This window comes from Rhizobium sp. GCM10022189 (assembly GCF_042656325.1).
In the GTDB taxonomy this organism is placed as follows: domain Bacteria; phylum Pseudomonadota; class Alphaproteobacteria; order Rhizobiales; family Rhizobiaceae; genus Rhizobium.
Genome location: NZ_JBHSOR010000004.1, coordinates 72,297 through 97,586 on the forward strand (window position 1 = coordinate 72,297; position 25,290 = coordinate 97,586).

21 protein-coding genes and 2 riboswitches are annotated in these 25,290 nt (G+C 61.3%); of the genes, 16 read left to right on the top strand and 5 right to left on the bottom strand.

Annotation, left to right across the window (positions count from 1 at the left end):
- The first annotated feature begins 30 nt into the window (after positions 1 to 30).
- A riboswitch (cobalamin riboswitch) is annotated at positions 31 to 236 on the top strand.
- 106 nt (positions 237 to 342) lie between these two features.
- From metE to ACFPWW_RS04820, 6 genes are all read left to right on the top strand, one after another.
- On the top strand, positions 343 to 2,667 hold the full coding sequence (metE, locus tag ACFPWW_RS04795; protein WP_377310739.1) for a 5-methyltetrahydropteroyltriglutamate--homocysteine S-methyltransferase: 2,325 nt from the start codon (positions 343 to 345) through the stop codon (positions 2,665 to 2,667).
- A 175-nt stretch (positions 2,668 to 2,842) separates the two neighbouring features.
- Positions 2,843 to 3,070, top strand: a riboswitch (cobalamin riboswitch).
- A gap of 262 nt (positions 3,071 to 3,332) precedes the next feature.
- Positions 3,333 to 3,554 (top strand): glutaredoxin-like protein NrdH, encoded by a 222-nt coding sequence (gene nrdH / locus ACFPWW_RS04800; RefSeq protein ID WP_037103253.1) that lies wholly within the window; start codon positions 3,333 to 3,335, stop codon positions 3,552 to 3,554.
- Positions 3,555 to 3,567: 13 nt separating this feature from the next.
- On the top strand, positions 3,568 to 3,981 hold the full coding sequence (gene nrdI / locus ACFPWW_RS04805) for a class Ib ribonucleoside-diphosphate reductase assembly flavoprotein NrdI (protein WP_112563465.1): 414 nt from the start codon (positions 3,568 to 3,570) through the stop codon (positions 3,979 to 3,981).
- Entirely contained in the window at positions 3,960 to 6,128 is a 2,169-nt protein-coding gene (nrdE, locus tag ACFPWW_RS04810) for a class 1b ribonucleoside-diphosphate reductase subunit alpha (protein WP_377310741.1), read from the top strand. The genes nrdI and nrdE overlap by 22 nt, the downstream gene beginning before the upstream one ends.
- Positions 6,129 to 6,310: 182 nt before the next feature.
- Positions 6,311 to 7,285: a class 1b ribonucleoside-diphosphate reductase subunit beta gene (nrdF, locus tag ACFPWW_RS04815; protein WP_112756276.1), complete on the top strand. Its 975-nt coding sequence runs from the start codon at positions 6,311 to 6,313 to the stop codon at positions 7,283 to 7,285.
- A 104-nt stretch (positions 7,286 to 7,389) separates the two neighbouring features.
- Entirely contained in the window at positions 7,390 to 8,613 is a 1,224-nt protein-coding gene (locus ACFPWW_RS04820; protein ID WP_377310744.1) for an adenylate/guanylate cyclase domain-containing protein, read from the top strand.
- 8 nt (positions 8,614 to 8,621) lie between these two features.
- Here ACFPWW_RS04820 and ACFPWW_RS04825 read toward each other — a convergent pair whose 3' ends face one another.
- Positions 8,622 to 9,674, bottom strand: a complete 1,053-nt coding sequence (locus ACFPWW_RS04825) for a LacI family transcriptional regulator (RefSeq protein WP_112563473.1) — start codon at positions 9,672 to 9,674, stop codon at positions 8,622 to 8,624.
- Between the two features lie 309 nt (positions 9,675 to 9,983).
- On the opposite strand from ACFPWW_RS04825, the gene ACFPWW_RS04830 reads away from it, so the two are divergent.
- The 4 genes from ACFPWW_RS04830 (at position 9,984) to ACFPWW_RS04845 (ending at position 14,332) form a co-directional block, all read left to right on the top strand.
- Complete coding sequence (locus tag ACFPWW_RS04830) at positions 9,984 to 11,243, top strand: ABC transporter substrate-binding protein (RefSeq protein WP_112563475.1); 1,260 nt, start codon at positions 9,984 to 9,986, stop codon at positions 11,241 to 11,243.
- A 78-nt stretch (positions 11,244 to 11,321) separates the two neighbouring features.
- Positions 11,322 to 12,275, top strand: coding sequence for a carbohydrate ABC transporter permease (locus ACFPWW_RS04835; RefSeq protein WP_377310747.1), 954 nt, complete (start codon positions 11,322 to 11,324; stop codon positions 12,273 to 12,275).
- Positions 12,272 to 13,213 carry a carbohydrate ABC transporter permease gene (locus ACFPWW_RS04840; RefSeq protein ID WP_112754847.1) on the top strand — a complete coding sequence of 314 codons (942 nt, stop codon included), beginning with the start codon at positions 12,272 to 12,274 and terminating at the stop codon, positions 13,211 to 13,213. Before ACFPWW_RS04835 ends, ACFPWW_RS04840 begins: the two co-directional genes overlap by 4 nt.
- 3 nt (positions 13,214 to 13,216) lie before the next feature.
- Positions 13,217 to 14,332, top strand: a complete 1,116-nt coding sequence (locus ACFPWW_RS04845; RefSeq protein ID WP_112563480.1) for an ABC transporter ATP-binding protein — start codon at positions 13,217 to 13,219, stop codon at positions 14,330 to 14,332.
- Between the two features lie 19 nt (positions 14,333 to 14,351).
- On the opposite strand, the gene ACFPWW_RS04850 is transcribed toward ACFPWW_RS04845, so the two are convergent.
- The 3 genes from ACFPWW_RS04850 to ACFPWW_RS04860 form a co-directional block, all read right to left on the bottom strand.
- Complete coding sequence (locus tag ACFPWW_RS04850) at positions 14,352 to 16,595, bottom strand: glycoside hydrolase family 2 protein (RefSeq protein ID WP_377310750.1); 2,244 nt, start codon at positions 16,593 to 16,595, stop codon at positions 14,352 to 14,354.
- 105 nt (positions 16,596 to 16,700) lie between these two features.
- Positions 16,701 to 17,699: a LacI family DNA-binding transcriptional regulator gene (locus ACFPWW_RS04855; protein WP_112563484.1), complete on the bottom strand. Its 999-nt coding sequence runs from the start codon at positions 17,697 to 17,699 to the stop codon at positions 16,701 to 16,703.
- A 10-nt stretch (positions 17,700 to 17,709) separates the two neighbouring features.
- Positions 17,710 to 18,714 carry a Gfo/Idh/MocA family protein gene (locus ACFPWW_RS04860; protein WP_112756284.1) on the bottom strand — a complete coding sequence of 335 codons (1,005 nt, stop codon included), beginning with the start codon at positions 18,712 to 18,714 and terminating at the stop codon, positions 17,710 to 17,712.
- A 202-nt stretch (positions 18,715 to 18,916) separates the two neighbouring features.
- Between ACFPWW_RS04860 and ACFPWW_RS04865 the strand changes: the two genes are divergently transcribed.
- From ACFPWW_RS04865 to ACFPWW_RS04890, 6 genes are all read left to right on the top strand, one after another.
- On the top strand, positions 18,917 to 20,209 hold the full coding sequence (locus tag ACFPWW_RS04865; RefSeq protein ID WP_377310753.1) for an ABC transporter substrate-binding protein: 1,293 nt from the start codon (positions 18,917 to 18,919) through the stop codon (positions 20,207 to 20,209).
- Positions 20,210 to 20,315: 106 nt separating this feature from the next.
- A complete protein-coding gene (locus ACFPWW_RS04870; RefSeq protein ID WP_112703808.1) occupies positions 20,316 to 21,203 on the top strand; it encodes a carbohydrate ABC transporter permease in 888 nt (295 codons plus the stop codon).
- Between the two features lies 1 nt (position 21,204).
- Complete coding sequence (locus tag ACFPWW_RS04875; protein ID WP_112754838.1) at positions 21,205 to 22,116, top strand: carbohydrate ABC transporter permease; 912 nt, start codon at positions 21,205 to 21,207, stop codon at positions 22,114 to 22,116.
- Positions 22,117 to 22,135: 19 nt separating this feature from the next.
- Positions 22,136 to 23,218, top strand: coding sequence for an ABC transporter ATP-binding protein (locus ACFPWW_RS04880; RefSeq protein ID WP_112563494.1), 1,083 nt, complete (start codon positions 22,136 to 22,138; stop codon positions 23,216 to 23,218).
- Positions 23,219 to 23,234: 16 nt separating this feature from the next.
- A complete protein-coding gene (locus tag ACFPWW_RS04885) occupies positions 23,235 to 23,972 on the top strand; it encodes a ThuA domain-containing protein (protein ID WP_113497060.1) in 738 nt (245 codons plus the stop codon).
- 83 nt (positions 23,973 to 24,055) lie between these two features.
- Positions 24,056 to 24,334 carry a MurR/RpiR family transcriptional regulator gene (locus ACFPWW_RS04890; RefSeq protein ID WP_162763206.1) on the top strand — a complete coding sequence of 93 codons (279 nt, stop codon included), beginning with the start codon at positions 24,056 to 24,058 and terminating at the stop codon, positions 24,332 to 24,334.
- A 9-nt stretch (positions 24,335 to 24,343) separates the two neighbouring features.
- Here the strand turns inward: ACFPWW_RS04890 and ACFPWW_RS04895 are convergent, their stop codons facing one another.
- Positions 24,344 to 25,255 (bottom strand): SMP-30/gluconolactonase/LRE family protein, encoded by a 912-nt coding sequence (locus tag ACFPWW_RS04895; protein ID WP_113497056.1) that lies wholly within the window; start codon positions 25,253 to 25,255, stop codon positions 24,344 to 24,346.
- Between the last annotated feature and the right edge of the window lie 35 nt (positions 25,256 to 25,290).

Genomic DNA, 25,290 nt, shown 5'->3' on the forward strand with positions numbered 1-25,290 from the left:
ATGTCATCTTGACGTTCGGATGCGGCGGGTGCATGCTTGCCGCATCGTGGTTCTCGGGATCAGGCGATCCCGAGCTAAGAGGGAATTCGGTGCGGCTATCGCCAAGACCGGAGCTGCCCCCGCAACTGTAAGCGGATAGACACCGTCCTACGACGTCACTGGGAAGACGCCTGGGAAGACTGGACGATGTCGACGACCCGCAAGCCAGGAGACCTGCCGCGATAGATAACGTCCACGGGCGGGGTGTCCCGGTGTGCCGCTTTGCGCGAGACGGCACGCCTGTGGCCGCACCTCGTCGATGCGTTGCGCCTGAGCCTTGCCCATAACCTTCGGGGTAAGGAAATGACCATCAAGACTGCTAATCTCGGCTTTCCGAGGATCGGAAAACATCGCGAACTGAAATTCGCGCTGGAAAGCTATTGGGCCGGCAAATCCGATGCCAGCGCGCTTCTCGACGTGGCGAAGCGGCGGCGGGCCGAAAACTGGGGCCTGCAGAAAGAGAAGGGGATCGATATCATCCCTTCCAACGATTTCTCGCTTTACGATCATGTGCTCGATACGGCCGTGATGGTCGGTGCCGTTCCTGCTGCCTATGGCTGGAAGGGCGGTCCGGTTTCGCTCGACATCTATTTCGCCCTGGCGCGCGGCGCGACCGGCGACGAGGCGCATGCCGATTGCGGCCATCAGCACCATCGGGGGCATGGCGTGCCGGCGCTGGAAATGACGAAATGGTTCGATACGAACTATCATTATATGGTGCCGGAACTCGGTCCCGATCAGTCCTTCTCACTGACAGCCAACAGGCCGCTCGATGCCTTCATCGAGGCGAAGACGCTCGGCATCCATACACGTCCTGTCATTCTCGGTCCGGTCACGTTCCTGAAACTCGCCAAGGGAAGCGCGGAAGATTTTGCGCCGATCAGCCTGCTGGAACGCCTGCTGCCGGTCTATGCAAGGGTGCTTGCGGAACTCAGCGCCGCCGGGGCCGACTGGGTACAGATCGACGAACCGTGCCTCGTGCTGGATCTCTCGGGAGAAGAGCAGGCGGCCCTGAACCATGCCTACCGGGCACTGCACGAACTGGTGCCGAACCTGAAGATCATGCTCACCACCTATTTCGGCGCAATCGGCGACAATCTGCCGACGGCGCTTGCGTTGCCGGTCGCGGGGCTGCATGTCGATCTCGTTCGCGCTCCGCAGCAGATCGACGCGCTTCTCAAGGCGCCCGACGGCCTGGTGTTGTCGCTTGGCGTCATCGACGGGCGCAACATCTGGAGGGCGGACCTCGCTGCGATCCTGCAGAAGATTGAACCGCTGGTCCGGCATTTCGGTGCCGACCGGCTGCAGATCGCGCCCTCCTGCTCGCTGCTGCATGTGCCGATCGATCTGGAACTGGAGACCGGGCTTGATGGTGAGCTGAGATCGTGGCTCGCCTTCGCGACCCAGAAACTGGACGAAATTGCAGCGCTCGGCAATGCCGGCAAGGCTTCCGGAGCGATTGCGGCCGCCTCGCAGGCCGTCGCCTCGCGGGCTCGATCCGCGCGCGTGCATGACCAGAAAGTCAGGCAGCGCGTCGGCGCGATCGATGCGGCGATGAAGACACGCGGCAGTGCCTTTGCCGAGCGGACAGGCCTGCAGGAGCGTAAACTTCGGCTGCCGCTCTTTCCGACGACGACGATCGGCTCCTTCCCGCAGACGTCGGACGTGCGAAAATCCCGCTCGGCCTTCACCAGGGGCACGATCAGCGAGACAGAGTACAATGCCTTCCTGAAAAAGGAGACCGAAGCGGCGATCCGCTGGCAGGAAGAGATCGGCCTCGACGTGCTCGTCCACGGCGAATTCGAGCGTAACGACATGGTGCAGTATTTCGGCGAGCAGCTTTCCGGTTTCGCCTTCACACAGCATGCCTGGGTGCAGAGCTACGGCTCGCGCTATGTCCGCCCGCCCATCATCTTCGGCGACGTCTTCCGCCCCGCACCGATGACGGTGGAATGGTGGCGTTATGCGCAATCGCTGACGCAAAAGCCGGTCAAGGGCATGCTGACCGGGCCGGTGACGATCCTCAACTGGTCCTTCGTGCGCGACGATCTCTCGCGTGCCGATGTCAGTCGGCAGATCGCGCTCGCGATCCGTGACGAGGTGCTCGATCTCGAACGGGCCGGCGCGGCGATGATCCAGATCGACGAGGCCGCCCTTCGCGAAGGCCTGCCGCTGCGCAAGGCCGATTGGAAGACCTATCTCGACTGGGCTGTCGAAAGTTTTCGCCTGTGCTCATCCGGCGTATCGGACGAAACGCAGATCCACACGCATATGTGCTATTCGGAGTTCAACCAGATCATCGATGCGATTGCGGCGATGGATGCCGACGTGATCTCGATCGAGACCTCACGGTCGAAGATGGAACTGCTGGAGGCCTTCCGCAGCTACAAATATCCGAACGAGATCGGCCCTGGCGTCTACGACATCCATTCGCCCCGCGTTCCCGAAGTCGAGGAGATGACCGAACTCCTGACGCTGGCGCGCCGGCGTCTGACGGACGGGCAGCTCTGGATCAATCCGGATTGCGGATTGAAGACGCGCAAGTGGGAAGAGGTTCGCCCGGCGCTCGTCAACATGGTCGCTGCCGCAAGGCTGCTGCGTGGGGCGGCAGCATCGACCCACTCCTGAGCGTCCAACTGATTCCCGGAAGCCGGCGATCTGCCGGCTTCCACCCGCAAGCCCTCCTCCGCAGCCTGCTTTATTTAAGCATCCATTAACCACGTTTTTCACAGGAATGCAGCGATTTCAAACATGCCGTAACGCGATGCGCAAACCATCCGTTGACGCAAACCGGGATTCGCGTACTATATCTAGTGTTCAAGGTTCCTTCGATTCGTGAGGGTCGAGGGCTAAGACGGGAATACGGTGCGTTTCGCCATGACGGCGCGACAAGGCCGGAGCTGCCCCCGCAACTGTAAGCGGCGAGCAACTGTCCGATTTCAGGTCACTGAGGCATGAAGCTTTGGGAAGGCTGGGGGCAGGGTGCTTCGACCCGCGAGCCAGGAGACCTGCCTTGAACGAGATGTCCACGGGCGGGGTGTCCGGAAGGTCGCGTAGATGTCAGGCGGAGAAATCCGCATCCGTTGCGCTGCCCCCGAACGTCCGCATGAACACTTCGGGGTTGAAGTCATGTCGAGAGCATCAAAACCGCCGCCTGCGCAGATCCTGCGGGGAAGAGTGTTCGGCGTGTAATACGCCCATTTGCCAGATCCATATCAAGCGTTGCCTCGGACGCCGCAAGGCGCCCGATCCCAGTATTGCGTCCGGAATCCATTGACATCACGAGGAACATGATGAGCGTTACCGTTTACAGCAAGCCTGCCTGCGTACAGTGCACCGCTACCTACCGCGCCCTCGACCGTCTGGGCGTCGACTATCAGATCATCGATATTTCCGAGGATGCCGACGCGCTCGATCGCGTGCGCGGCATGGGCTACATGCAGGTCCCGGTCGTCGTTGCCGGCGACAGCCACTGGGCGGGTTTCCGTCCCGACATGATCAGCGCGCTCTCCTGAGCGGAGAGGAGCGATGGGCCTGATCGTCTATTTTTCCAGCCGGTCCGAGAATACCCATCGTTTCGTCGAGAAGCTGGGACTGCGCGCGGCGCGCATTCCCCTCGGCGCTGAAGACATCCACGTTCACGAACCCTATGTGCTGATCTCGCCCACCTATTGCGGCGACGGGGCCCCGGGAATCGTGAAGGGAGCCGTGCCCAAGCAGGTGATCCGCTTCCTCAACGACGCGGAAAACCGCTCCAACATCCGCGGCGTGATTGCTGCGGGCAACAGCAATTTCGGCGAGACCTACGGGCTTGCCGGCGACGTGATCTCGCAGAAGTGCCGGGTGCCGTATCTCTACCGGTTCGAGCTTCTGGGAACTGCCGAGGATGTCGCCAATGTCAAAAACGGGATGGGACGATTTTGGACACGGGAACAAGCCTGACGCGGGATGCGGGCGCAAAGCCGCTGAAGGCGGCCGAAGCGCTGGACTACCACGCGCTGAACGCGATGCTGAACCTCTATGACGATGAGGGAAAGATCCAGCTCGACAAGGACCGCATGGCGGCCAAGCAGTATTTCCTGCAGCATGTGAACCAGAACACGGTGTTCTTCCACAATCTTCGGGAGAAGCTCGATTATCTCGTAACCGAAGGCTATTACGAGCAGGACGTGCTCGACCAGTATTCCTTCAATTTCGTGCGTGACCTGTTCGACCAGGCCTATGCCAAGAAGTTCCGTTTTCCGACCTTCCTTGGCGCCTTCAAATATTACACCAGCTATACGCTGAAGACTTTCGACGGCAAGCGCTACCTGGAGCGTTATGAAGACCGTATCTGCATGGTGGCGCTGACGCTGGCCGGGGGCAACGAGCAGCTCGCCCGCGATCTGGTCGAAGAGATCATCAGCGGCCGTTTCCAGCCGGCAACGCCGACCTTCCTCAATGCCGGCAAGAAACAGCGCGGCGAGCTCGTCTCGTGCTTCCTGCTGCGCGTCGAAGACAATATGGAATCGATCGGCCGCTCCATCAATTCCGCACTGCAGCTTTCCAAGCGCGGCGGCGGCGTGGCGCTGTCCTTGACGAACATCCGCGAGGCTGGTGCGCCGATCAAGCAGATCGAGAACCAGTCCTCCGGCATTATTCCCGTCATGAAGCTGCTGGAAGACAGTTTCTCCTATGCCAACCAGCTCGGTGCGCGGCAGGGGGCGGGCGCCGTCTATCTCAACGCGCATCACCCCGATATCATGCGCTTCCTCGATACCAAGCGTGAGAATGCCGACGAGAAGATCCGCATCAAGACGCTGTCGCTCGGCGTCGTTGTGCCCGACATCACCTTCGAGCTCGCCAGGAACAACGAGGATATGTACCTCTTCTCGCCCTATGACGTGGAGCGGGTCTATGGCGTGCCCTTCACCGAAATCTCGGTGACGGAGAAGTATCGCGAGATGGTGGCGGATGCCCGTATCACCAAGAAGAAGATCAAGGCGCGCGAATTCTTCCAGGTGATCGCCGAGATCCAGTTCGAGAGCGGCTATCCCTACATCATGTTCGAAGACACGGTGAACCGGGCAAACCCGATCGACGGCCGCATCACCATGAGCAATCTCTGCTCGGAAATCCTGCAGGTGAGCGAGGCGAGCACGTTTAACGACGACCTGTCCTACAAGCATCTCGGCAAGGATATTTCCTGCAATCTCGGCTCGCTCAACATTGCCATGGCGATGGATTCATCCGATTTCGGCAAGACGATCGAGACCTCGATCCGGGCGCTGACGGCCGTTTCCGACATGAGCCATATTTCCTCGGTTCCGTCGATCGAAAAGGGCAATGACGACAGCCACGCCATCGGCCTGGGACAGATGAACCTGCACGGATATCTCGCCCGCGAGCGCATCCACTACGGTTCGGAAGAGGGCGTCGATTTCACCAATATCTATTTCTACACGGTGACCTATCACGCGCTGCGCGCCTCCAACCGCCTGGCGGTCGAGCGTGGTTCAAGCTTCAAGGGCTTCGAGAAGTCGAAATATGCCTCGGGCGACTATTTCGACAAATATACCGAGCAGGAATGGAAGCCGGCGACCGAGAAGGTGCAGGCGCTGTTTGACGGCGCCGGCATTCATATTCCGACGCGGGAAGACTGGCTGGAGCTGAAGAAGGCCGTCATGGCCTCCGGGCTCTATAACCAGAACCTGCAGGCCGTGCCGCCGACGGGCTCGATCTCCTACATCAACCACTCGACCTCCTCGATCCACCCGATCGTGTCGAAGATCGAGATCCGCAAGGAAGGCAAGATCGGCCGCGTCTATTATCCCGCGCCGTTCATGACCAACGACAATCTCGACTATTACGAGGACGCCTACGAGATCGGACCGGAGAAGATCATCGATACCTACGCGGCGGCCACCCAGCATGTCGACCAGGGCCTGTCGCTGACGTTGTTCTTCCGCGATACGGCAACGACGCGCGACATCAACCGCGCCCAGATCTATGCCTGGAAGAAGGGCATCAAGACGATCTACTACGTCCGCCTTCGCCAGATGGCGCTGTCCGGCACCGAGGTGCAGGGCTGCGTGTCTTGTACGCTTTGATTTGATTTCCGGCTCTGGGCCGAGAGTTTCGAGCCCGTGGCCCCCTCATTCGCCTGCCGGCACCTTCTCCCGATGGGCAGAAGAAACAAGCGGCTTGCACGGCGTCCCCCTCCCCCAGCGGGGAGAGGGCAGGGTGAGGGGGCCACGAACTCCAACAGATTTTGTCGAGGAAAGACAGACTAATGAACATGGCCTTCAAACCCGCCTCCCGCGTGCGCGCCATCAACTGGAACCGTATCGAGGACGACAAGGATCTCGAAGTCTGGAACCGCCTCACCGGCAATTTCTGGCTGCCGGAAAAAGTGCCGCTGTCGAACGACATTCCCTCCTGGGCGACGCTGACGGCGGCTGAGCAGCAGCTGACGATCCGCGTCTTCACCGGGTTGACGCTGCTCGACACGATCCAGAACGGCGTCGGCGCGGTCAAGCTGATGGCCGATGCGGCAACCCCGCATGAGGAGGCGGTGCTCTCCAACATCTCCTTCATGGAGGCGGTGCATGCGCGCTCCTATTCCTCGATCTTCTCGACGCTCTGCCTGACGCCCGATGTCGACGATGCCTATCGCTGGTCGGAGGAGAACGAGTTCCTGCAGCGCAAGGCGGCGCTGATCATGGAGCATTATGCGTCCGGCGATGCGCTCAGGAAGAAGGTTGCGAGCGTCTTCCTCGAAAGCTTCCTTTTCTATTCCGGCTTCTATCTGCCGATGTACTGGTCGAGCCGCGCCAAGCTCACCAATACGGCGGACATGATCCGGCTCATTATCCGCGACGAGGCCGTGCACGGCTATTATATCGGCTACAAGTTCCAGCGCGGCCTGGAAAAACTCTCCGAAGAGCGCCGGCAGGAGATCAAGGATTTTGCCTTCGACCTGCTGCTCGAACTCTACGACAACGAGGCGAAATATACGGAAGCGCTCTATGACGGCGTCGGGCTGAGCGAGGACGTCAAGAAGTTCCTGCACTACAATGCCAACAAGGCGCTGATGAACCTTGGTTACGAGGCGCTGTTTCCGGCCGAGGCCTGCAAGGTCAATCCGGCGATCCTGTCGGCGCTGTCGCCCAATGCGGACGAGAACCACGACTTCTTCTCGGGCTCAGGCTCGTCCTATGTCATCGGCAAGGCTGTCGCCACCGAAGACGAAGACTGGGATTTCTAGGGATTAACCGTACGTAGCCCCTTATCATCCGGCCCGCTATCGCCCACATTCAGCGCGAGCAGAGATTCTGTTTTCGGTTTGATGTGGCGTAGCGGGAGTTTTCGATGAAGTCTTCTTTCAAAAGGGCGGATGCGTCCGGCGAAGCTGCCGAGGGCGTCTGGCCGATCCGCCGGCGCCGGATCCTCGACTGGCTGGTCAACGAGACACGCGGCGAGCGCTTCATCGACAATATCCTGGTGGAAATGTGCGAGAGGCTCCTGGCGGCCGGTGTGCCGGTGACGCGCTCGAGCCTGCATTTTCGTACCAATCACCCGCAATGGATCGGTGCCCGCATCCTGTGGACGAAAGGGATGAAGGAGGCAAAGATCAACACTTTTGCCTATGGCGTGGAAAAGACGCCGCAGTTCCTGAACAGCCCGGTTAACGAGATCCACAACGGCGCGGGCGAGGTGCGGATGAACCTCGAACGCGACGGGGAGCAATATACCTATCCGCTCTATCAGGAGCTGCGGGACGGCGGGTTTACCGAATATATCGCCTGGCCTGTCGAGCATACGTTCGACAAGCGCCACATCGTCACCTTCTCCACCAACAAGCCCGGCGGCTTTGACGACGATCACATCGATTTCCTGCGCGACCTGCTGCCGGCCCTGACGCTCGTCAGCGAAATCAGGCTGAAGAACATCATGGCACGCACGATGTTGCAGACCTATGTGGGGCCGCACGCGAGCGAACAGATTCTTTCCGGCGTTACGACGCGCGGCAGCGGCATGACGGTGGGGGCGGCGATCATGATCTGCGACCTGCGCGACTTTACGAGCATTTCCGATCTTTGGCCGCGCGACGATGTCATTCAACTGCTCAACGATTATTTCGATGCCATATCCGATCCGATCGAGCGCAACGGCGGCGAAATCCTCAAATTCATGGGCGATGGACTGCTGGCTATCTTTCCGCTGACAAAGCCGACGGCCTGCAACGATCTTCTGAGCGCGATCCGCGGCGGCCAGGCGGCGATGGCGCGGCTGAACAAGAGGCTGCGGCGCGCGGGCCGCGATCCGCTGCGTTACGGCGTCGGCGTGCATGTCGGCGATGTCATGTACGGCAATATCGGATCACGCCGGCGGCTGGACTTCACCGTTATCGGCCCGGCGGTCAACATCGCCTCGCGGCTCGAAAGCCTGACGAAGGAGGTCAAGCGGCCTGTACTGCTGTCGCGCGCTTTCGTCGAGATGGCGAGCTGCGACGAAGAGATGGACGATCTCGGCACCTTCCCGTTGCGCGGGCTCGGCGAGCCGGTCGACGTCTTCGCCTTCCGGGACACTTGAAGGCACGCTCAGGCGAGCGGAAAGTTGATTTGCGGCGGCAGCAGCAGGCTGTCGTTTTCGGCTGCCGGATTGCCGATGCGCTGAAGAAGCATCCGGCCGAGATGTTCGCCGGCCTCGACCAGATCCTCGTAGATCGTGTCGATCTTCGGCTGAAGGTGCGTCAGGAGATGGGACGTCTCCTTGGCGACGATATCGTAATCTTCGGCCAGGACGCGGCCGGCATCGCCCATCGCGCTGACGAGCGCCAGCGCGGAAACCTCGCCCGGACAGACAAAACCGTCGGGAACGTCAGGGGCGGCGGCGCGCGCGCGGAAAAAATCCCTCAGCTCGTTGGCCGGCGAATCGAGCGTGACGGCCTCCGATATTTCGTAGGCGACGCCTGCCTCGCGCACGGCGGTCATGAAGCCGTGAAGGATGTGCTGGCTGAAGGTCAGGCGTTTCGGGGGCATGACGACCGTGACCTTCTTCCTGCCCTTGGCGATCAGGCGCCGGGTGGCTTCATAGGCGAAGGCGTAATTGTCGTAATCGACATAAGGGTGCGGCGTCGAAAATTCGGTGCGCCCGTGGGAAACGAAAGGGAAGCCCACCTCCTGCAGCATCCGCACGCGCGCATCGAAGGGCTCCGTGCGCGTGAAGATCAGGCCGTCGGCGAAATTGTTGCGGACGATATATTCCGCCGCTTCGAGATCGGTCGTCGACAGGAAATTCGGGGCAACGACGAGGTGGTAGGACGTTTCTTTCAGCACCTTGGCGATGCCGTACATGATGGCGGTGCCGAAACCGACGACTTCCTGGTGCGGATCGAGAAGGATGCTGATGACATTGGTGCGGCCCGTCTTGAGGCGCTGGGCGGCGCGGTCGGGCAGGTAGCCGATCTCGCGGGCAATGCGGTGGACGCGCTCGCGCGTCTCGACCGATATCTGCGGCGCATCGCTCAAGGCGCGCGAAACCGTCGTCACCGCAAGACCGGTCAAGGTCGCGATCGTGCGCAAAGTCGGCTTGCCGCGTCTTTGCGCGGCGTCCGGATTTTCACCGCGTTGCAGTTGGGACGATTCGGTCACTGAGGACATTCCGTGCTGGATCGCGGCTACAATAACACGATGAAACCGGCGCGCAATCAATCAATGCAAACGATTTAAATTTTTACGATTTCTTAGCTCTTCCGAAAAAATCAAATAAAATCAATAATTATTTGACTAATCATATTTTTCTCGGGAGTCGAGGAAGGACTTGACGCGGCTGCGTTTATAACGTTTTAAATTGTCAACCGCGCTGGGAGGCGCGGTCTGGTGCCTGACCGCCCTTGCGGCGGACAGCATCGGGGCGGCTGAGGCGGATCTCGCTGCCCATTCACGAACGGGAGGATATTCATGCGCAAGTTTTTGAGCTCGGCAGCCCTTGCTGTCGTGATGATGGCGGGCTTCGGCAGCGCTCATGCGGCCGACGTCAAGGAAGTCCAGATGCTGCACTGGTGGACGTCGGGCGGGGAAGCCGCGGCGCTCAACGTGCTGAAGGGCGACCTTGCCAAGGAAGGCTATGCCTGGAAGGACGTTCCGGTCGCCGGCGGCGGCGGCGATGCGGCCATGACCGCGCTGAAGGCGATGGTTGCGGCCGGTACCTATCCGACCGCTTCGCAGATGCTCGGCTACACCGTGCTCGACTATGCCCAGGCCGGCGTCATGGGCGACCTGACCGAGACGGCGAAGAAGGAAGGCTGGGACAAATCCGTTCCGGCCGCGCTGCAGAAGTTCTCCGTCTATGACGGCAAGTGGGTCGCAGCACCGGTCAACGTCCACTCCGTCAACTGGCTGTGGATCAACAAGTCCGTCATGGACAAGATCGGCGGTACGCAGCCGAAGACCTTCGACGACCTGATCGCGCTGCTCGACAAGGCGAAGGCAGCCGGCGTCATCCCGCTCGCCCTCGGCGGTCAGAACTGGCAGGAAGCCACGATGTTCGATTCCATCGTGCTGTCGACCGGCGGTCCGGAATTCTACAAGAAGGCCTTCAACGATCTCGACGAGGAGTCGCTGAAGTCCGACACGATGAAGAAGTCCTTCGATAACCTCGCCAAGATCATTCAGTATGTCGATCCAAACTTCTCGGGCCGCGACTGGAACCTGGCGACCGCCATGGTCATCAAGGGCGATGCGCTCGTGCAGGTCATGGGTGACTGGGCGAAGGGCGAATTCGTCGCCGCCAAGAAGACCCCGAACACCGACTTCCTGTGCTACCGCTTCCCCGGTACCGACGGCAGCGTGATCTACAATTCCGACATGTTCGGCATGTTCAACGTTCCCGACGACCGCAAGGCCGCGCAGGTCGCGCTCGCCACGGCAACGCTGTCGAAGAGCTTCCAGTCCGCCTTCAATGTCGTCAAGGGTTCGGTTCCTGCTCGTACCGACGTTCCGGATACGGATTTCGACGCCTGCGGCAAGAAGGGCATTGCCGACCTGAAGGCCGCCAACGAGGGCGGCACGCTGTTCGGTTCGCTGGCACAGGGTTATGGTGCTCCGCCGGCGATCGCCAACGCCTATAAGGACGTCGTTTCGAAATTCGTCCATGGTCAGATCAAGACCTCCGACGAAGCCGTAACCCAGCTCGTCCAGGCCATCGACGACGCCCGCTAACATTCCCACTGATCACGGCTTTCCCGCCTTTCCTGCGGGAAAGCCACAGCCCCTGCCATGCGGGGAGGAGATGATCCCATGAGCACAGTTGCGACCACGGATCCGGTCCTGACGTCGAAATCTTCCACCCGCACGTCCATTCAAGGCCGGCTGCAGGATGCGCTGCCGAAGATCGTGCTGGCGCCGAGTTTCCTCATCACCGTCATCTTCGTCTACGGTTTCATCGTCTGGACGGCCTATCTCTCCTTCACCAATTCCAAGACCTTTCCGTCCTATGCGCTGACCGGCTCGCGCGCCTATCAGCGGCTCTGGCGCTGGACGTTCGAGAGCGATCCGCCGTCCTCCTGGTACACGTCGATCACCAATATGGGGATTTTCGGCTTCCTCTATATCTTCATCTGCCTGGGGCTCGGCCTGCTGCTCGCCATCCTTCTCGACCAGAAAATCCGCGGCGAAGGTATCCTGCGGCCGATCTTCCTCTATCCGATGGCGCTCTCCTTCATCGTAACAGGCGTTGCCTGGAAATGGTTCCTCGATCCGGGTCTCGGGCTGGAGCAGACGCTGCACCATTTCGGCTGGACGAGCTTCCATTTCGACTGGATCAAGAACAAGGATTTCGTGATCTACACGGTCGTCATCGCCGGTGTCTGGCAGGCCTCCGGCTTCGTCATGGCGATGTTCCTTGCGGGCCTGCGCGGTATCGACGGCGAAATCATGAAGGCGGCGCAGATCGACGGCGCCTCGCCCTTCCAGATGTACCGGCGCATCGTCATTCCGATGCTGCGGCCGATCTTCCTGTCGGCCTTCATCGTGCTCGCCCATATGGCGATCAAGTCCTACGACCTCGTGGTCGCGCTGACATCGGGTGGCCCCGGCGGTTCCGCCTGGCTGCCGTCCAACTTCATGTACGAATATACGTTCAAGCGGAATGAAATGGCTGTCGGTTCCGCGAGCGCCATCATCATGCTGATGACCATCTCGGCGATCATCGTTCCCTATCTCTATTCCGAACTGAGGGAGAAGGCGCGATGAGCAGCATTACCTCCTCCGAGATCGCGCATAGCGGCAATAGCGGCCGCTGGATCGGCCGGGTCATCATTTACGGCCTGCTGCTGATCTTTGCGGTTCTCTATCTGATGCCGCTCTTCGTGATGCTGACGACCTCGTTCAAGACCATGGACGAGATCCAGGGCGGCAACATGCTGGCGCTGCCGCAGTCGCCGACGCTCGACCCCTGGTTCAAGGCCTGGGGCGAAGCCTGTGTCGGCCTCACCTGCACCGGCATCAAGGGCTATTTCTGGAACTCGATCAAGATGGTCGTACCGGCAGTGGCGATCTCGACTATCCTGGGTGCGCTGAACGGCTACGTGCTGACCAAATGGCGTTTTCCGGGCCATACGCTGGTCTTCGGGCTGATGCTCTTTGCCTGCTTCATCCCGTTCCAGTCGGTGCTCCTGCCGATGGCGACCATTCTCGGCGCGCTCGGCCGTTTCGGCATGACGCTGCAGAATGCCACGGGCTTCAGCTTCGGCTTCGGCAACCCGACCGTGAACCTCGTCTTCGTGCACGTCGTTTACGGCCTCGGCTTCACGACGCTATTCTTCCGCAATTTCTACGAGGCTTTCCCGACGGAGCTCGTGAAGGCGGCGCAGGTGGATGGCGCCAGCTTCTTCCAGATCTTCCGCCGCATCATGCTGCCGAACTCGCTGCCGATCATCGTCGTCACGGTCATCTACCAGTTCACCAATATCTGGAACGACTTCCTTTTCGCTTCGGCCTATGCCGGCACGGGCGATTCCATGCCGATGACGGTGGCGCTGAACAACGTCGTCAATACCTCGACCGGCGTGGTCGAATACAATGTCAACATGGCTGCGGCGATGATCGCGGCCGTACCTACGCTCATCGTCTATATCCTCGCCGGCCGCTACTTCGTGCGCGGTCTGATGGCGGGCGCCGTCAAAGGGTGATCCATGGCTTTCCTTGAAATTTCCGGTCTCAAGAAGCGCTTCGGCGCCGTCGATATTCTCAAGGGGATCGACCTGGAACTCGAAAAGGGCGGCTTCCTGGTGCTGGTCGGCCCGTCGGGCTGCGGCAAGTCCACGCTGCTCAACACCATTGCCGGGCTCGAGGCGATCACCGAAGGTGAAATCCGCATCGACGGGCGGGCGATCAACGATCTGCATCCGTCCAAGCGCGATATCGCCATGGTGTTCCAGAGCTACGCGCTCTATCCGAACATGACGGTCGCCGGCAACATCGCCTTCGGCATGGAAATCCGTGGCGTGCCGAAGGAAGAGCGTGAAAAGGCGATCAAGCAGGTCTCCGACATGCTGCAGATCGGTCATCTGCTCGATCGCAAGCCGTCGCAGCTGTCGGGCGGTCAGCGTCAGCGCGTGGCGATGGGCCGCGCACTGGTGCGCAATCCGCAGGTCTTCCTGTTCGACGAACCGCTGTCCAACCTCGACGCGAAGCTGCGCGTGGACATGCGCACGGAAATCAAGCGCCTGCATCAGCGCATGGGCACGACGATCGTCTATGTCACGCACGATCAGATCGAGGCGATGACGCTGGCAACCAAGATCGCCGTTCTGAAAGACGGGGTGCTGCAGCAGTTCGGCACGCCGGCCGAGATCTATAACAGCCCGGCCAATGTCTTCGTGGCCGATTTCATGGGGTCCCCGGCCATGAACCTGCTCAACGCCACCGTCGAAAACGGCGCGGGCGGGTTGCAGGTGTCGCTGGAGCGGCCGAATGGCGAGCCGCTGAAGCTGCCGGTCAATGCCGGCAATAACAGTCTGACCGGCTATGCCGGCAAGCAGGTGATCTTCGGCATTCGCCCGGAAGCCCTGACCGATATCGACGGCGCCGACCGCAAGGCGAAGTCGGTCGTGCACGGCGATTGCGCCATCGAGGTGGTGGAGCCGGCCGGTTCGGATACGTTTGCCGTCACCAAGCTCGGCGGCAAGTCGGTGGTGGCGCGTCTTGGCGCCGATGCCGGCATCCTGCCCGGCCAGAACACCCGCCTTGCCTTCAATCTCGACAAGGCGGTGTTCTTCGATCCGGCCAGCCAGTTGAGGATCGCTTAGCCAGCGAAACTGGCGCTCGTCAGACGGACGCCACGGAGATCGTGACCGGTGCGAAGCGGCCAGATGTTGCTTCGACCGTGATTTCGCCCGTCAAGCCCGTTGCCTCCAGCCAGAAGCCGGCGGTTCCGCCCTGCAGGGGCACGGTCGTCGGGCCAACGATCCTGGCCGGACCGTGGACGGTCAGCGTCACCACATCGTTGAGGAAGGGCAGGCGCTGGCCGCACTGGTCGAGCGCGCGCAGGACGACGCGGGTCGTGTCGCGTTCGCGGGCCTTCAGCGTCGTGCGGTCGGGCGCGACGTCCAGCCTCGTCGGCAGCGGATCGGCGGCGAGCGTCAGCTTCGCCACGGGCTCGCCGTTGATGAAGCCGGTGAATTCGCCGTCGATCCATTCCAGACCCCAGCGGCCGAGTTCGTCCTGGGTGAAGTGGCGGTGGTCGAGCACGACGGGCGGGTGCGGCAGATGCGGATAGTTTTCCCGGTCCGGGCCGATGCGCTTGGTGAGCGTCCCGTAAGTCAGCTCCACCTCGTCGCAATTGGTCAGGATGATCAGCGGCAAGACGCCGCCGATGCTGCGTTCGCCGCGTGCCCAGAACGTGACCGGCTTCATGATGATCTCATCGGAAGGGTCGCACTGGCTGGCATAGACGTAGGCCGCAAATTTCGGCTCGCGGAACATGTCCATGACGCCGTGGTAGCAGATACGGTCGCCGGAGCCGAAATCCTTGTGGGTGTTGTAGTCGAACATGCACCAGCCGATGGCGCCTGAAATGTCCGGGTCGCCATAGGCGGCATTCAGCACTTCCAGATGGCGGCGCACATGTTCGGCCTGGCGCTGCTCGGCATCATACATCTTGGTCGGATGCATGTGGCCGTTGAATTCGGTGATGATGTAGGGGACCTTGTAGGACAGGCCGGTATTTTCCTGCTGGCCGCGAAGCGCGGTGCGCGGGCGGTTGGCGCCCGGCAGCTCCTCGTTGCCGAGGATGAAGTCGTTCATCGTATAAACGTCTTCCAGCAGTTCGCTTTCGGTCAGGTAACGAACGCCGCCGGTCTGGCGGGTTGAATCGAGTTCGTGCGCCAGGCGGTTTGTGGCGGTGTAGAAGTCGTGGCTGTCGAGCGATTCGTTGATGCGCACGCCCCAGATGACGATCGAAGGGTGGTTCCAGTCGCGCTCGATCATGCGGCGCACGTTCTCGATCGATTCCTTCTGCCAGTCGAGATCGCCGATATGCTGCCAGCCGGGGATTTCCTCGAAAACCAGGAGGCCGATGCGGTCGCACTGGTCGAGGAACCATTTCGACTGCGGATAATGCGAGGTGCGCACGATATTGCACTTCAGCACCGTCTTCATGATGTCGGCGTCACGCTCCTGGGCGGAACGGCCGGCCGCATAACCGACATAGGGATAGGCCTGATGGCGGTTGAGGCCGCGCAGCTTTACGGGATGGCCGTTCAGAAGGAAGCCTTCCGACGTGAATTTGGCGGTGCGGAAGCCGAAATGGCCGGTGGTCCTGTCGGCGCCATGTTCGGTCTTCAGTTCGACGGAGACTTCATAGAGCGCCGGGTTCGACAGGTCCCAGAGTTCGATCTCGGTCAGGCCGCCGAAGGACAGGGTTGTGTTTGTGCCGATCGTTTCGCCGGCCGCGCTTGCAAGGATATTGCCATGCGCGTCCCTCAGCGATCCGGTGACGGTCGCCGTATAGGCAAGGCCCCGCGGATTGGCGATATCGACCCGCACCGTTGCCGATTTGGCATCGGACAGGACGTCGTGCGTCTCGATCTTGATGTTGCGGATAAAGATCTTGTCCGTGACCTTCAGCCAGACGTCGCGATAGATGCCGGCATAGGTGAGATAGTCGATGCGGCCGCCGAAGGGCGGGATGGCGGGGTTCTCGCTGCCGTCGATCCTGACGGTGATGAGATTGTCGCCTTTGACCAGCTTGCCGGTGAGCCGGGCTTCGAAAGGCGTGTAGCCGTCCTTGTGGGCGACGATCTCTTCGCCGTTCAGGTAAACGACGCTGTCGGCCATGGCGCCGTCGAAGAGGATGGAGACTTCACGGCCTTCGAATTCCGGCAGCCAGCGCAGCACCTTCTGATAGGTGAAGGCGCGTTGGTAGCGCTTCTCGTCGAAATAGTTGAAGGGCAGCTCGACGGCCGTATGCGGCAGGTGGACCATGCTCGCGCCGTCAAAGGCCTCCGTCAGGTGCTGGCCGAAGCCCTCGTGGAAACTCCAGGATTCGTTCAGGGAAACGACGGAACGCATTTCATTCTCCCCGGCAGGCGAAAGGGGAGAGGCGGCGCCTGGCGGCGGCGCGGGAAAGGGTGGTCATCGGTAGTCCTCCTCGAAACGAATAGCTGGAACCGCCCCTCAGGCGGTCGAACCCCAGCGGGGTGTGCAGGCAAGCGTGATGCTGTGCGGGCCTTCGTCGCCGGCCTCATGGCGTTCGATCACTTCGACGACGGCGTCCATGAAGGCCACGTGGTCGAGGCTCAGCGTCGTCAGGTCGTTGCAATCCCAGGCGGCCATGGCAATGCCGTCCTGGCCGACAATGGCGATATCCTCAGGCGTATTCTTCCCGAGCACGCGGCGGGCAGCATCGCGCGCGCCGATCGCCATCACGTCGTTGCCGCAGATGATGGCATCGACCTTGGAGCGGTGCAGCAGCAGGACGGCCTCCTTGAAGCCGGAATCATAGGAATAGTCGCCAAAGGCTTCCGCTTCGAAAGAGAGGCCGTGGCGGGCGAGCGCATCGGCAAACCATTTGCGCCGCAGCTTGTCGATCCAGCTCGACTTCGTGCCCGAGAGATAGGCGAAGCGCTTCTTGCCGTCGCCGACGATCTTGTCGATGATCTCGCCGGCGCCGAGCGCGCCATCGATGCGGATATTGGAGACGTCCTCGTTCTCCAGCGGTTCGAAGGAGACGATGATCGGCCGCGTCGTATGGAAAATATCGACCGCGTCCTGCATCGAGACCATGTCGGAGAAGATGACGACGTGATCGACCTGATAGGTGGAGGCGAGCCGCATCAGCTGCAGGCGGTCGGAATGATCGGCGCAGCAGAGCAGGATCGGCAGAAGCTGGCGGGCCTGCAGGCGGTGGACGAGGAGCTGCTGTTCCTCGGCCTCGCAGGGGTTGCCGATGGCGTTGACGACAAGGGCCACGAGGCGCGAGCGCTGATTGTTCAGCGAGCGCGCAATCGCATTCGGCTGGTAGCCATATTCGCGGGCGACGGCGAGGATGCGGTCACGCGTGGCGCTGCCGATCCTGGAATCCGGCGAAAAGGCGCGCGAAATCGTCGCCGAGGAGACGCCGGCGAGCTTTGCCAGTTCCTTCGAGGTGATCCGCCGTCTGTTCGTTCCGCTCATTCTCGTGCGCCTATCCGGCAATCCTGACGGGCGTGCCGTCGGCTGCTGCCGATTCCTTGATTGCATCCCAGAGCCTAGCGAATCTGAGACCCATTTCAACGGAGCCGGAGTTTTCCATCGTTCCGGCGCGGATGGCGAGGAAATTCTTCATCGGATTGCCGAGAATCTCGGCCTCTTCGCGCGGCTCGCTGGTGCGCCCGACGCTGATTTCACGCCAGCCGCCCCAGGCGTCGATGCGCACGATCGCCTTGGAATAGAAGAAGGTGATGTAGGAGGCGCAGCCGGGAGGGCCTTCGCCGGCGGCCGTCAGCGTCGCGAGCGCGCCGTTCTTCAGGCGGGCGGAGACGGCGGTGGCGATATCGACCTTCTTGCCGTGGTTGTTCATATAGGCGGAAACGCTGTCGAAATCGGAATTGGCAAGCAGGCAGACCGTGTTCATCATGTGCGCGCCGGTATCGAACATGAAGCCGCCGCCGGAGATTTCCGGCTGCTGCTTCCAATGGCCGTCATAGTTGGAAGACCAGCTTTCCCAGATCATGCCGGAAATGGCGATAAGCTCGCCGAATTCGCCCGACAGCGCGCGTTTGCGGGTATCGAGCACCAGCGGCGAGAGGCCGCCCTGGAAGGCGGTGACGATGGTGACGCCGCTCTTCTTCTGTGCGGCGATCAGCGTCTGCGCCTCGGCGACCGTCGTGACCATCGGCTTTTCGAGGAAGAGATCGAGGCCGGCTTCGGCCACGGCCGTCGCCTGCTCGGCATGGAAAGCATGCGGGGTCGAAACGTAGACGATATCGAGTTCGTCGCGGCATTTTTCGAGCATGACGCGATAGTCCTCGAAGCTTTTCGGCTCGGGCGCGCCGGCTGCGGTGCAGACGTCGATGAGGCGCTTTCGGGAGGTTTCCGTCGTGTCGGCGAGTGCTGCGAATTCAATTTCCGGCATCTTCGCCCAGCTCTGGGCGTATTCGGCCGCTTTCAAGCCGGCGCCGATGACGCCGAGGCGCAATTTCTGAGACATCGAAATCCTCCCTGATCGTGTTGTGCAAACGATTACACAAACGCATCGTCTGGTGCAAGTTATAAATAATCGTTGAAAATCAATATAATAAACTGCCATTATCTTCGGCTTGAAAAATCATCTTGTCAGCATTCAGAATGCGTGTACATTTTCTTCACCGGTGCTGGAGGGCGCCGTGGCTCTAAAAAAGGGAGGACTTCCGTTGAAGAAGACGGTTATCGGTGGCCTGTGGGCCATCCTGCTCAGCGCGGTTTCGACGCTGGCTCATGCGGAAACAATTCGTATCGCCAATCACGGCCAGGCCGGCATCGACGCGATGAAGTCGACCGTCGAGCGGATCGAGAAAAAATATGGCGTGACGGTCGAGGTCGTCGAATATCCGGCGCCGGACAAGGATTATCTCACCAAGCTTTTGACCGAACTCGGCGCCGGCAATGCGCCCGACCTCTTCTCCATTCCAACGACGGCCGCCGTCGCCGACATGGTGGAAGCCGGCTACCTCGCGCCCGTCACTGCCGAATTCAAGGCCTGGGACGGCTACGCCAACCTCTATGACGTCGCCAAGCAGCTTGCCGTCAGCCCGGATGGCGAAACCTATGTGATGCCCTTCATGCTCGGCATCCAGGAAATCTACTATCGCAAGGACGTTCTCGAAAAGGCCGGCATTTCCACCGAGCAGCCGAAGACCTGGCAGGAGTTGCTCGATCGCGCTGCCGAGATCAAGCAGAAGACCGGCTCCTACGGGTTGCTCTTCCCGGCCGGCGTTTCCTGGGGCAGCGGCGCCTTCGACGAGGGCTTCCAGCACCTGATCGTCGGTTCCAAGACGCCGCAGCTCGTCGATGCCGACGGCAAGCTCGATCTCAACGGCGAAGGCGTGAAGGATGTCTTCAACGTCTACAAGACGCTGATCGACAAGGATCTGATGCCGGTGCAGCCGCTGCTCGGACCGGAGCCCTGGGTCGTGCCGAAGTACGAAATGTTCCCGGCCGGTAAGCTTGCCGCCACCACTTGCGGCTCCTGGTGCTACATTTTCGACTGGGGTCGCGAGAGCAAGAACCCGATCCCCGACGTGACCAAGATCGTCGGCACCTGGACGGTTCCGGGCCAGAGCGGCGGCCAGTACGTGCTTGCCAACCTCGCCGCTCCGTGGGCCGTCAATTCCAAGTCCGCCAATGTGGAACTTGCCAAGAAGGCGCTGATGGAAATCGGCTCGGTCGAAACGCAGGTTTCCTATGCTGCTCGCATCGGCAATATCCCGGCCAGCAAGGATGCCGCCAAGGATCCGGAATTCCAGAAGCTGACGGAACTCGTTCCGATCCATGCTGCTGCTGAAAACGGCGTGTTCCTGAAGCAGGCTTCCGGCTTCGGCACGGTTGCCGAAGGCGTGGCGCGGGCCACCGAAGCCCTGCTGCGCAAGGAAACCGATGCAGCCGGCGCCCAGAAGATCCTTGTCGACTACGTCAAGGAAACGCTCGGCGACGACATGGTCAAGTGAGCCGCTGACCTCTTTTTTCCGCCCAGGACGGGGACGCGGCATGATCGCCGCGTCTTCCCGCTTTCATTCGATAAGCCGGATTCATTCGATAAGGTTGTGAGCTTCAATGGCCCGAAACTCTCATGAAAAGCGAACCGAGCGCCAACTCCTGCTGGTTCTGCTGCCGTCGTTGATCCTGCTTCTGGCCTTCGTGATCTATCCCGCCCTCTATTCCGTCTACCTGAGCTTCACCAACGAGGCCTTGACGGGGGCTGCGGCGCTGCGGCCGCGTTTCGTCGGCATCCGCAACTATGTGCGCCTCTTCAACGATGCGAAGTTCTGGAACTCGCTGTTCGTCACCTTCGTCTTCGTCATGGGGTCTGCCGTCATCGGCCAGTTCGTGCTCGGGCTGATCTCGGCGATGGCGCTGCGCCGGCCGATCCGTTTCCGGCAGTTCTTCTCCTCGATCATCCTGCTGCCGAATGCCGCTCCCGAAGTCGTTGCCGGCTTCATGTGGATCTCGATGCTGGCCGGCGGCGAACATGCGACGCTGTCGCGCATCGTCGCCCTCTTCGGCATTGATCCCGTCGACTGGCTGAATTCCTTCCCGCTGTCGATGATTATCATTGTCAATACCTGGCGCGGTATCGCGACCGCGATGATCCTGCTGACGGCGGGCCTGAGCACCATTCCCTCCGAGATCTACGAGGCGGCGCGCATGGATGGCGCCACACCCTCGCAGATGTTCCGCCGCATCACCCTGCCGCTGATGATGCCGACGATCCTGCTCTACATGCTGATCTCGGCCGTCTCCACCATCGCCGTCTTCGGCCTCGTCTATGCGCTGACGCGCGGCGGGCCGGGCGGGGCGACGGAGGTCGTCAGCATCTATATCTACAACCAGTCGTTTACGGCCTTCCAGCTCGGTTACGGTGCTGCGGTCGCGGTCGTCGCGCTCATCATCTCGCTGATCCTCGGCATCGGCTATGTGCGGGCCATGAAGGTGGAGATCTGATATGGCCGTTGTTTCCCCGAGCGAAGGCGCCAACAAGACCCGCTCCGATCTTCTCGCCTATGCGACACTGTCGATCATCTCGATCTTCTGCGCCGTGCCCTTCTTCTGGGTGCTGCTCGCCTCCTTCGACGGCAATGCGCAGCTCTTCCTGCGCTGGCCGGAGCAATGGACGCTCGCAAACTACGTGCGCGTCTTCACCAAGGAGGACGGGGCGAAATGGCTGTTCAACTCGCTCTTCGTGGTCGGCGGCGCTACCCTTCTCGTCATGGTGCTGGCGGGGCTCGGCGGCTATGCGCTGTCACGCACGCGTGCCTGGTGGAAGCTGCCCTTCCTCTATGCGATCCTGCTCATCCGCGTGCTGCCGCCGACGGCGCTTGTCGTGCCGCTCTACAAGTTCCTGCTGACGCTCAATAATGCAGAAGGCGCGATCCTCAGGCCGATCTTCGGCAGTTATGCCCGCGACATCATGCGCTGGACCGGGTTCATCGACGGTTATCTCGGCCTGATGCTGGTGCTTGCCACCATGCAGCTGCCGCTGGCGCTGTGGATCATGAAGACCTTCTTCGACGGCCTGCCGCGCGACTATGAGGAGGCGGCCGTCATGGACGGGGCGACGATGACGCAGCGCATCCGCCGCGTGCTGATCCCGCTCGCCATGCCGGGGCTGGCGGCCGCCGGCCTCTTCGCCTTCATGTCGGCCTGGGGCGATTTCCTGCTGCCGCTGATCTTCCTGTCGTCGCCGGAGCTGCAGACGCTGCCGCTCGGTCTCTTCCGCGCCTTCCTGCGCATCAACGAGATCGATTACGGCCTGCTGACGGCGCTCGCCTTCATTTACCTGCTGCCGGCCGTCGTCGCCTTCGGCTTTGCGCGGCGCTTCCTCGTCCAGACCTTTGCAGGCGGTGTGAAGGGCTGAGATCAAGAAAGAGAAACGAATGATCAATCTCAGAAACGTTCGCAAATTCTACGGCGCGCTGGAAGTCATCAAGGGCGTCGACATCACGGTGGAAGACGGCGAATTCGCCGTCTTCGTCGGCCCGTCCGGCTGCGGCAAGTCCACGCTGCTGCGCATGATTGCCGGCCTCGAAGGCATAGACGAGGGCGATCTGGTGCTGAACGGAGAGCGCATCAACGATGTGCCGCCGGACAAGCGCGGCATCGCCATGGTGTTCCAGTCCTATGCGCTCTATCCGCATATGACGGTCGCGGAGAATATCGGCTTCTCGCTCAGCCTGAAGAAGGTGCCGGAAGCCGAGATCAAGAAGCAGGTGGAGGGCGTCGCCGAGATCCTGCAGTTGACCGATTATCTCAACCGCAAGCCGGCCGCCCTTTCCGGCGGCCAGCGCCAGCGCGTGGCGATCGGCCGCGCGATCATCAAGAAGCCGTCGCTGATCCTGTTCGACGAGCCGCTGTCGAACCTCGATTCAGCACTGCGCGTGCAGATGCGCGCCGAGCTGCAGCGCCTGCATCGCGAGCTGAAGGCGACGGTCGTCTATGTCACGCACGACCAGGTCGAGGCGATGACGATGGCCGACCGTATCGTCGTGCTCAACAGGGGTGTCGTCGCCCAGCAGGGCGCGCCGATGGAACTCTATCACCAGCCGGAAAACGAATTCGTCGCGACCTTCATCGGCTCGCCGAAGATGAACGTGCTGCCGATGACGGCAACGCGCCGGGATGCCGGCAAGGTGCATCTGGAAAGCCCGCTCGGTCTTGCGATCGATCTTTCGGATGCCAATGGCGCCGTGCCGCAGGGCGAGGCGAAGCTCGGCATCCGGCCGGAACATCTGAAGCTTGCGCCGCAGGGGCAGGGCGATTTTTCGGCCGAGGTCGTCATCGTCGAGCGGCTCGGCGTCGAGACCTATCTGACGGTCGGTTCGCAGCAGCAGCCGATCGTCGTGCGTGCAGAAGGCGACATGACCATCCGCCCCGGCGACCGCGTGTCGCTGACGGCCGAGCGCGCCGCCTGCCATCTGTTCGATTCCGCCGGCCGGGTAATCCGTTCGGCTCAAGTTTGAAACATCGAGGAATGACATGACAATCAAGGTCACGATCTGGAACGAAGGACGCCACGAGCAGGTCCACAAGGAAGTGCAGGATATCTATCCCGACCGCATCGACGGCGCGATCGCCGCCGGTATCGCCCATCCCGATTTCGAGATCCGCCGCGGCACGCTCGACGATCCGGATGAAGGCCTGCCGGATTCCGTGCTCAACGATACCGACGTGCTGCTCTGGTGGGGGCACATGGCGCATGAGGAGGTCAGCGACGGGCTGATCGACCGCGTGCAGCAGCGGGTGCTGAAGGGCATGGGCCTGCTGGTCCTGCATTCCGGCCATCATTCCAAGCTTTTCCGCCGGCTGATGGGCACCAATGCCAACCTCTCCTGGCGCGAGACGCCAGAGGGTGATCTGGAGCGCGTCTGGGTGGTCAATCCCTCGCACCCGATCGCAGAGGGCCTGCCGCCCTATTTCGAGGTCAATGCCTCGGAAATGTATGGCGAGCCCTTCGACATTCCGCAGCCCGACGAGCTGGTCTTCATCTCCTGGTACTCCGGCGGCGAAGTGTTCCGCAGCGGCTGCACCTTCCAGCGCGGCCGCGGGCGCATCTTCTTCTTCAGCCCCGGCCACGAGACCTATCCGATCTACCACGACAAGATGGTGCACAAGGTCATTTCCAACGGCATCCGCTGGGCGCAGCAGAAGCATACCGACGGCCGCATTCTCGAAAACTGGCACCGCAAGGAGCCGCTGCACGGCCGGCCGGACTAAGCCAAAGTTTAAGCAGTTCCTCCCGTGGGGGCTGGGGCCATGATGGCCCTGGCCTCCGCGGGCGGTAAAGGATGGGGGAGAGAATGCAGACCGTATCGATGAAGGCTGACGGCGATGCTTTTCTCAGCAAGGCATTCTGGGTTTCCATCCACCGCGACCTGCCGCAGCGGCTGGATACGCTGGCGCGGCTTGCCGCCGAGCGGCCCGATATCTTCGCTTTCGAAAGCAGCCAGAAGATCGCCGAGCGCTGCAATGTCTCGCAGACCAGCGTCATCCGTTTCGCGCATCATCTCGGCTTTGACGGTTTTTCCGAGATGAAGCAGGTTTTCCAGCAGGGGCTCAGGGCCGCGGCAAAGACATAGCCCGCGGGATTACGGGTACTGCGCGCCGTTCGTCGTCGTATAGATCGAATAGAGCGATTGCGTCGCGGTGATGAAGAGGCGGTTCTTCTTCGGGCCGCCGAAAGTGACATTGGAGACGGTCTGCGGCACCTTGATCTTGCCGATCAGCGTCCCGTCAGGGGCAAAGCAATGCACGCCGTCGGCAGCACTGGTCCAGAGATTTCCGGAGACGTCGAAACGGAAACCATCCGGCACGCCGCTGTCGATCGAGCAGAAGTAGCGGCTGTTTGTAAGCCTGCGGCCATCCACGACGTCGAAGACGCGGATATGGCGCGGGACCTCGTGATTGGAGGAACCGGAATCGGCGATGAAGAGTTGCCGTTCATCGGGCGAAAAGGCGAGGCCATTCGGCTGGATGAAATCGGTCACCACGGCTTCGATCTCGCCGGTCGCGGCGTCGATGCGGTAGACGTTGCGGGTTTCCTGCTCTTCCGCAGACTTGTGGCCCTCATAATCCGACATGATGCCGTAGCTCGGATCGGTGAACCAGATCGAGCCGTCGGACTTGACCACGACGTCGTTGGGAGAATTCAGCCGCTTGCCGTTGTAGCTGTCGGCCAGCACGGTGATGCGGCCATCCGGCTCCGTGCGGGTCACGCGGCGGCCGCCATGTTCGCAGGAAACGAGACGGCCCTGCCGGTCGCGGGTATTGCCGTTGACGTAGTTGGAAGGCGAACGGAAGACGGAGACGGTTCCATCGGGAACCCAGCGCATCATGCGCTCGTTGGGAATGTCGCTCCAGATCAGGCAGTTGAGGTCGGAAAACCAGACGGGGCCTTCGGCCCAGCGGCAGCCCGTGTAAAGCTCCTCCAGCACTGCGCTGCCGGCGATCAGCGCCCCGAACCGCTCGTCCCTGATGTCGTAAAGCTCGTGTCCGGCCATGCCCGATTCCTCCCAGATCGATATTGCCTCTTCGT

Excerpts from the sequence above, each read along its gene's own strand:
- ACFPWW_RS04875 (WP_112754838.1), top strand. The coding sequence starts at position 21,205 with ATGGCCGTTGTTTCCCCGAGCGAAGGCGCCAACAAGACCCGCTCCGAT.
- ACFPWW_RS04885 (WP_113497060.1), top strand. The coding sequence starts at position 23,235 with ATGACAATCAAGGTCACGATCTGGAACGAAGGACGCCACGAGCAGGTC.
- metE (WP_377310739.1), top strand. The coding sequence starts at position 343 with ATGACCATCAAGACTGCTAATCTCGGCTTTCCGAGGATCGGAAAACAT.
- ACFPWW_RS04860 (WP_112756284.1), bottom strand. The coding sequence starts at position 18,714 with ATGTCTCAGAAATTGCGCCTCGGCGTCATCGGCGCCGGCTTGAAAGCG.
- ACFPWW_RS04840 (WP_112754847.1), top strand. The coding sequence starts at position 12,272 with ATGAGCAGCATTACCTCCTCCGAGATCGCGCATAGCGGCAATAGCGGC.
- ACFPWW_RS04855 (WP_112563484.1), bottom strand. The coding sequence starts at position 17,699 with ATGAGCGGAACGAACAGACGGCGGATCACCTCGAAGGAACTGGCAAAG.
- ACFPWW_RS04850 (WP_377310750.1), bottom strand. The coding sequence starts at position 16,595 with ATGCGTTCCGTCGTTTCCCTGAACGAATCCTGGAGTTTCCACGAGGGC.
- ACFPWW_RS04895 (WP_113497056.1), bottom strand. The coding sequence starts at position 25,255 with ATGGCCGGACACGAGCTTTACGACATCAGGGACGAGCGGTTCGGGGCG.
- ACFPWW_RS04830 (WP_112563475.1), top strand. The coding sequence starts at position 9,984 with ATGCGCAAGTTTTTGAGCTCGGCAGCCCTTGCTGTCGTGATGATGGCG.
- nrdI (WP_112563465.1), top strand. The coding sequence starts at position 3,568 with ATGGGCCTGATCGTCTATTTTTCCAGCCGGTCCGAGAATACCCATCGT.
- ACFPWW_RS04870 (WP_112703808.1), top strand. The coding sequence starts at position 20,316 with ATGGCCCGAAACTCTCATGAAAAGCGAACCGAGCGCCAACTCCTGCTG.
- nrdH (WP_037103253.1), top strand. The coding sequence starts at position 3,333 with ATGAGCGTTACCGTTTACAGCAAGCCTGCCTGCGTACAGTGCACCGCT.
- ACFPWW_RS04890 (WP_162763206.1), top strand. The coding sequence starts at position 24,056 with ATGCAGACCGTATCGATGAAGGCTGACGGCGATGCTTTTCTCAGCAAG.
- ACFPWW_RS04820 (WP_377310744.1), top strand. The coding sequence starts at position 7,390 with ATGAAGTCTTCTTTCAAAAGGGCGGATGCGTCCGGCGAAGCTGCCGAG.
- ACFPWW_RS04845 (WP_112563480.1), top strand. The coding sequence starts at position 13,217 with ATGGCTTTCCTTGAAATTTCCGGTCTCAAGAAGCGCTTCGGCGCCGTC.
- nrdF (WP_112756276.1), top strand. The coding sequence starts at position 6,311 with ATGAACATGGCCTTCAAACCCGCCTCCCGCGTGCGCGCCATCAACTGG.
- ACFPWW_RS04880 (WP_112563494.1), top strand. The coding sequence starts at position 22,136 with ATGATCAATCTCAGAAACGTTCGCAAATTCTACGGCGCGCTGGAAGTC.
- ACFPWW_RS04835 (WP_377310747.1), top strand. The coding sequence starts at position 11,322 with ATGAGCACAGTTGCGACCACGGATCCGGTCCTGACGTCGAAATCTTCC.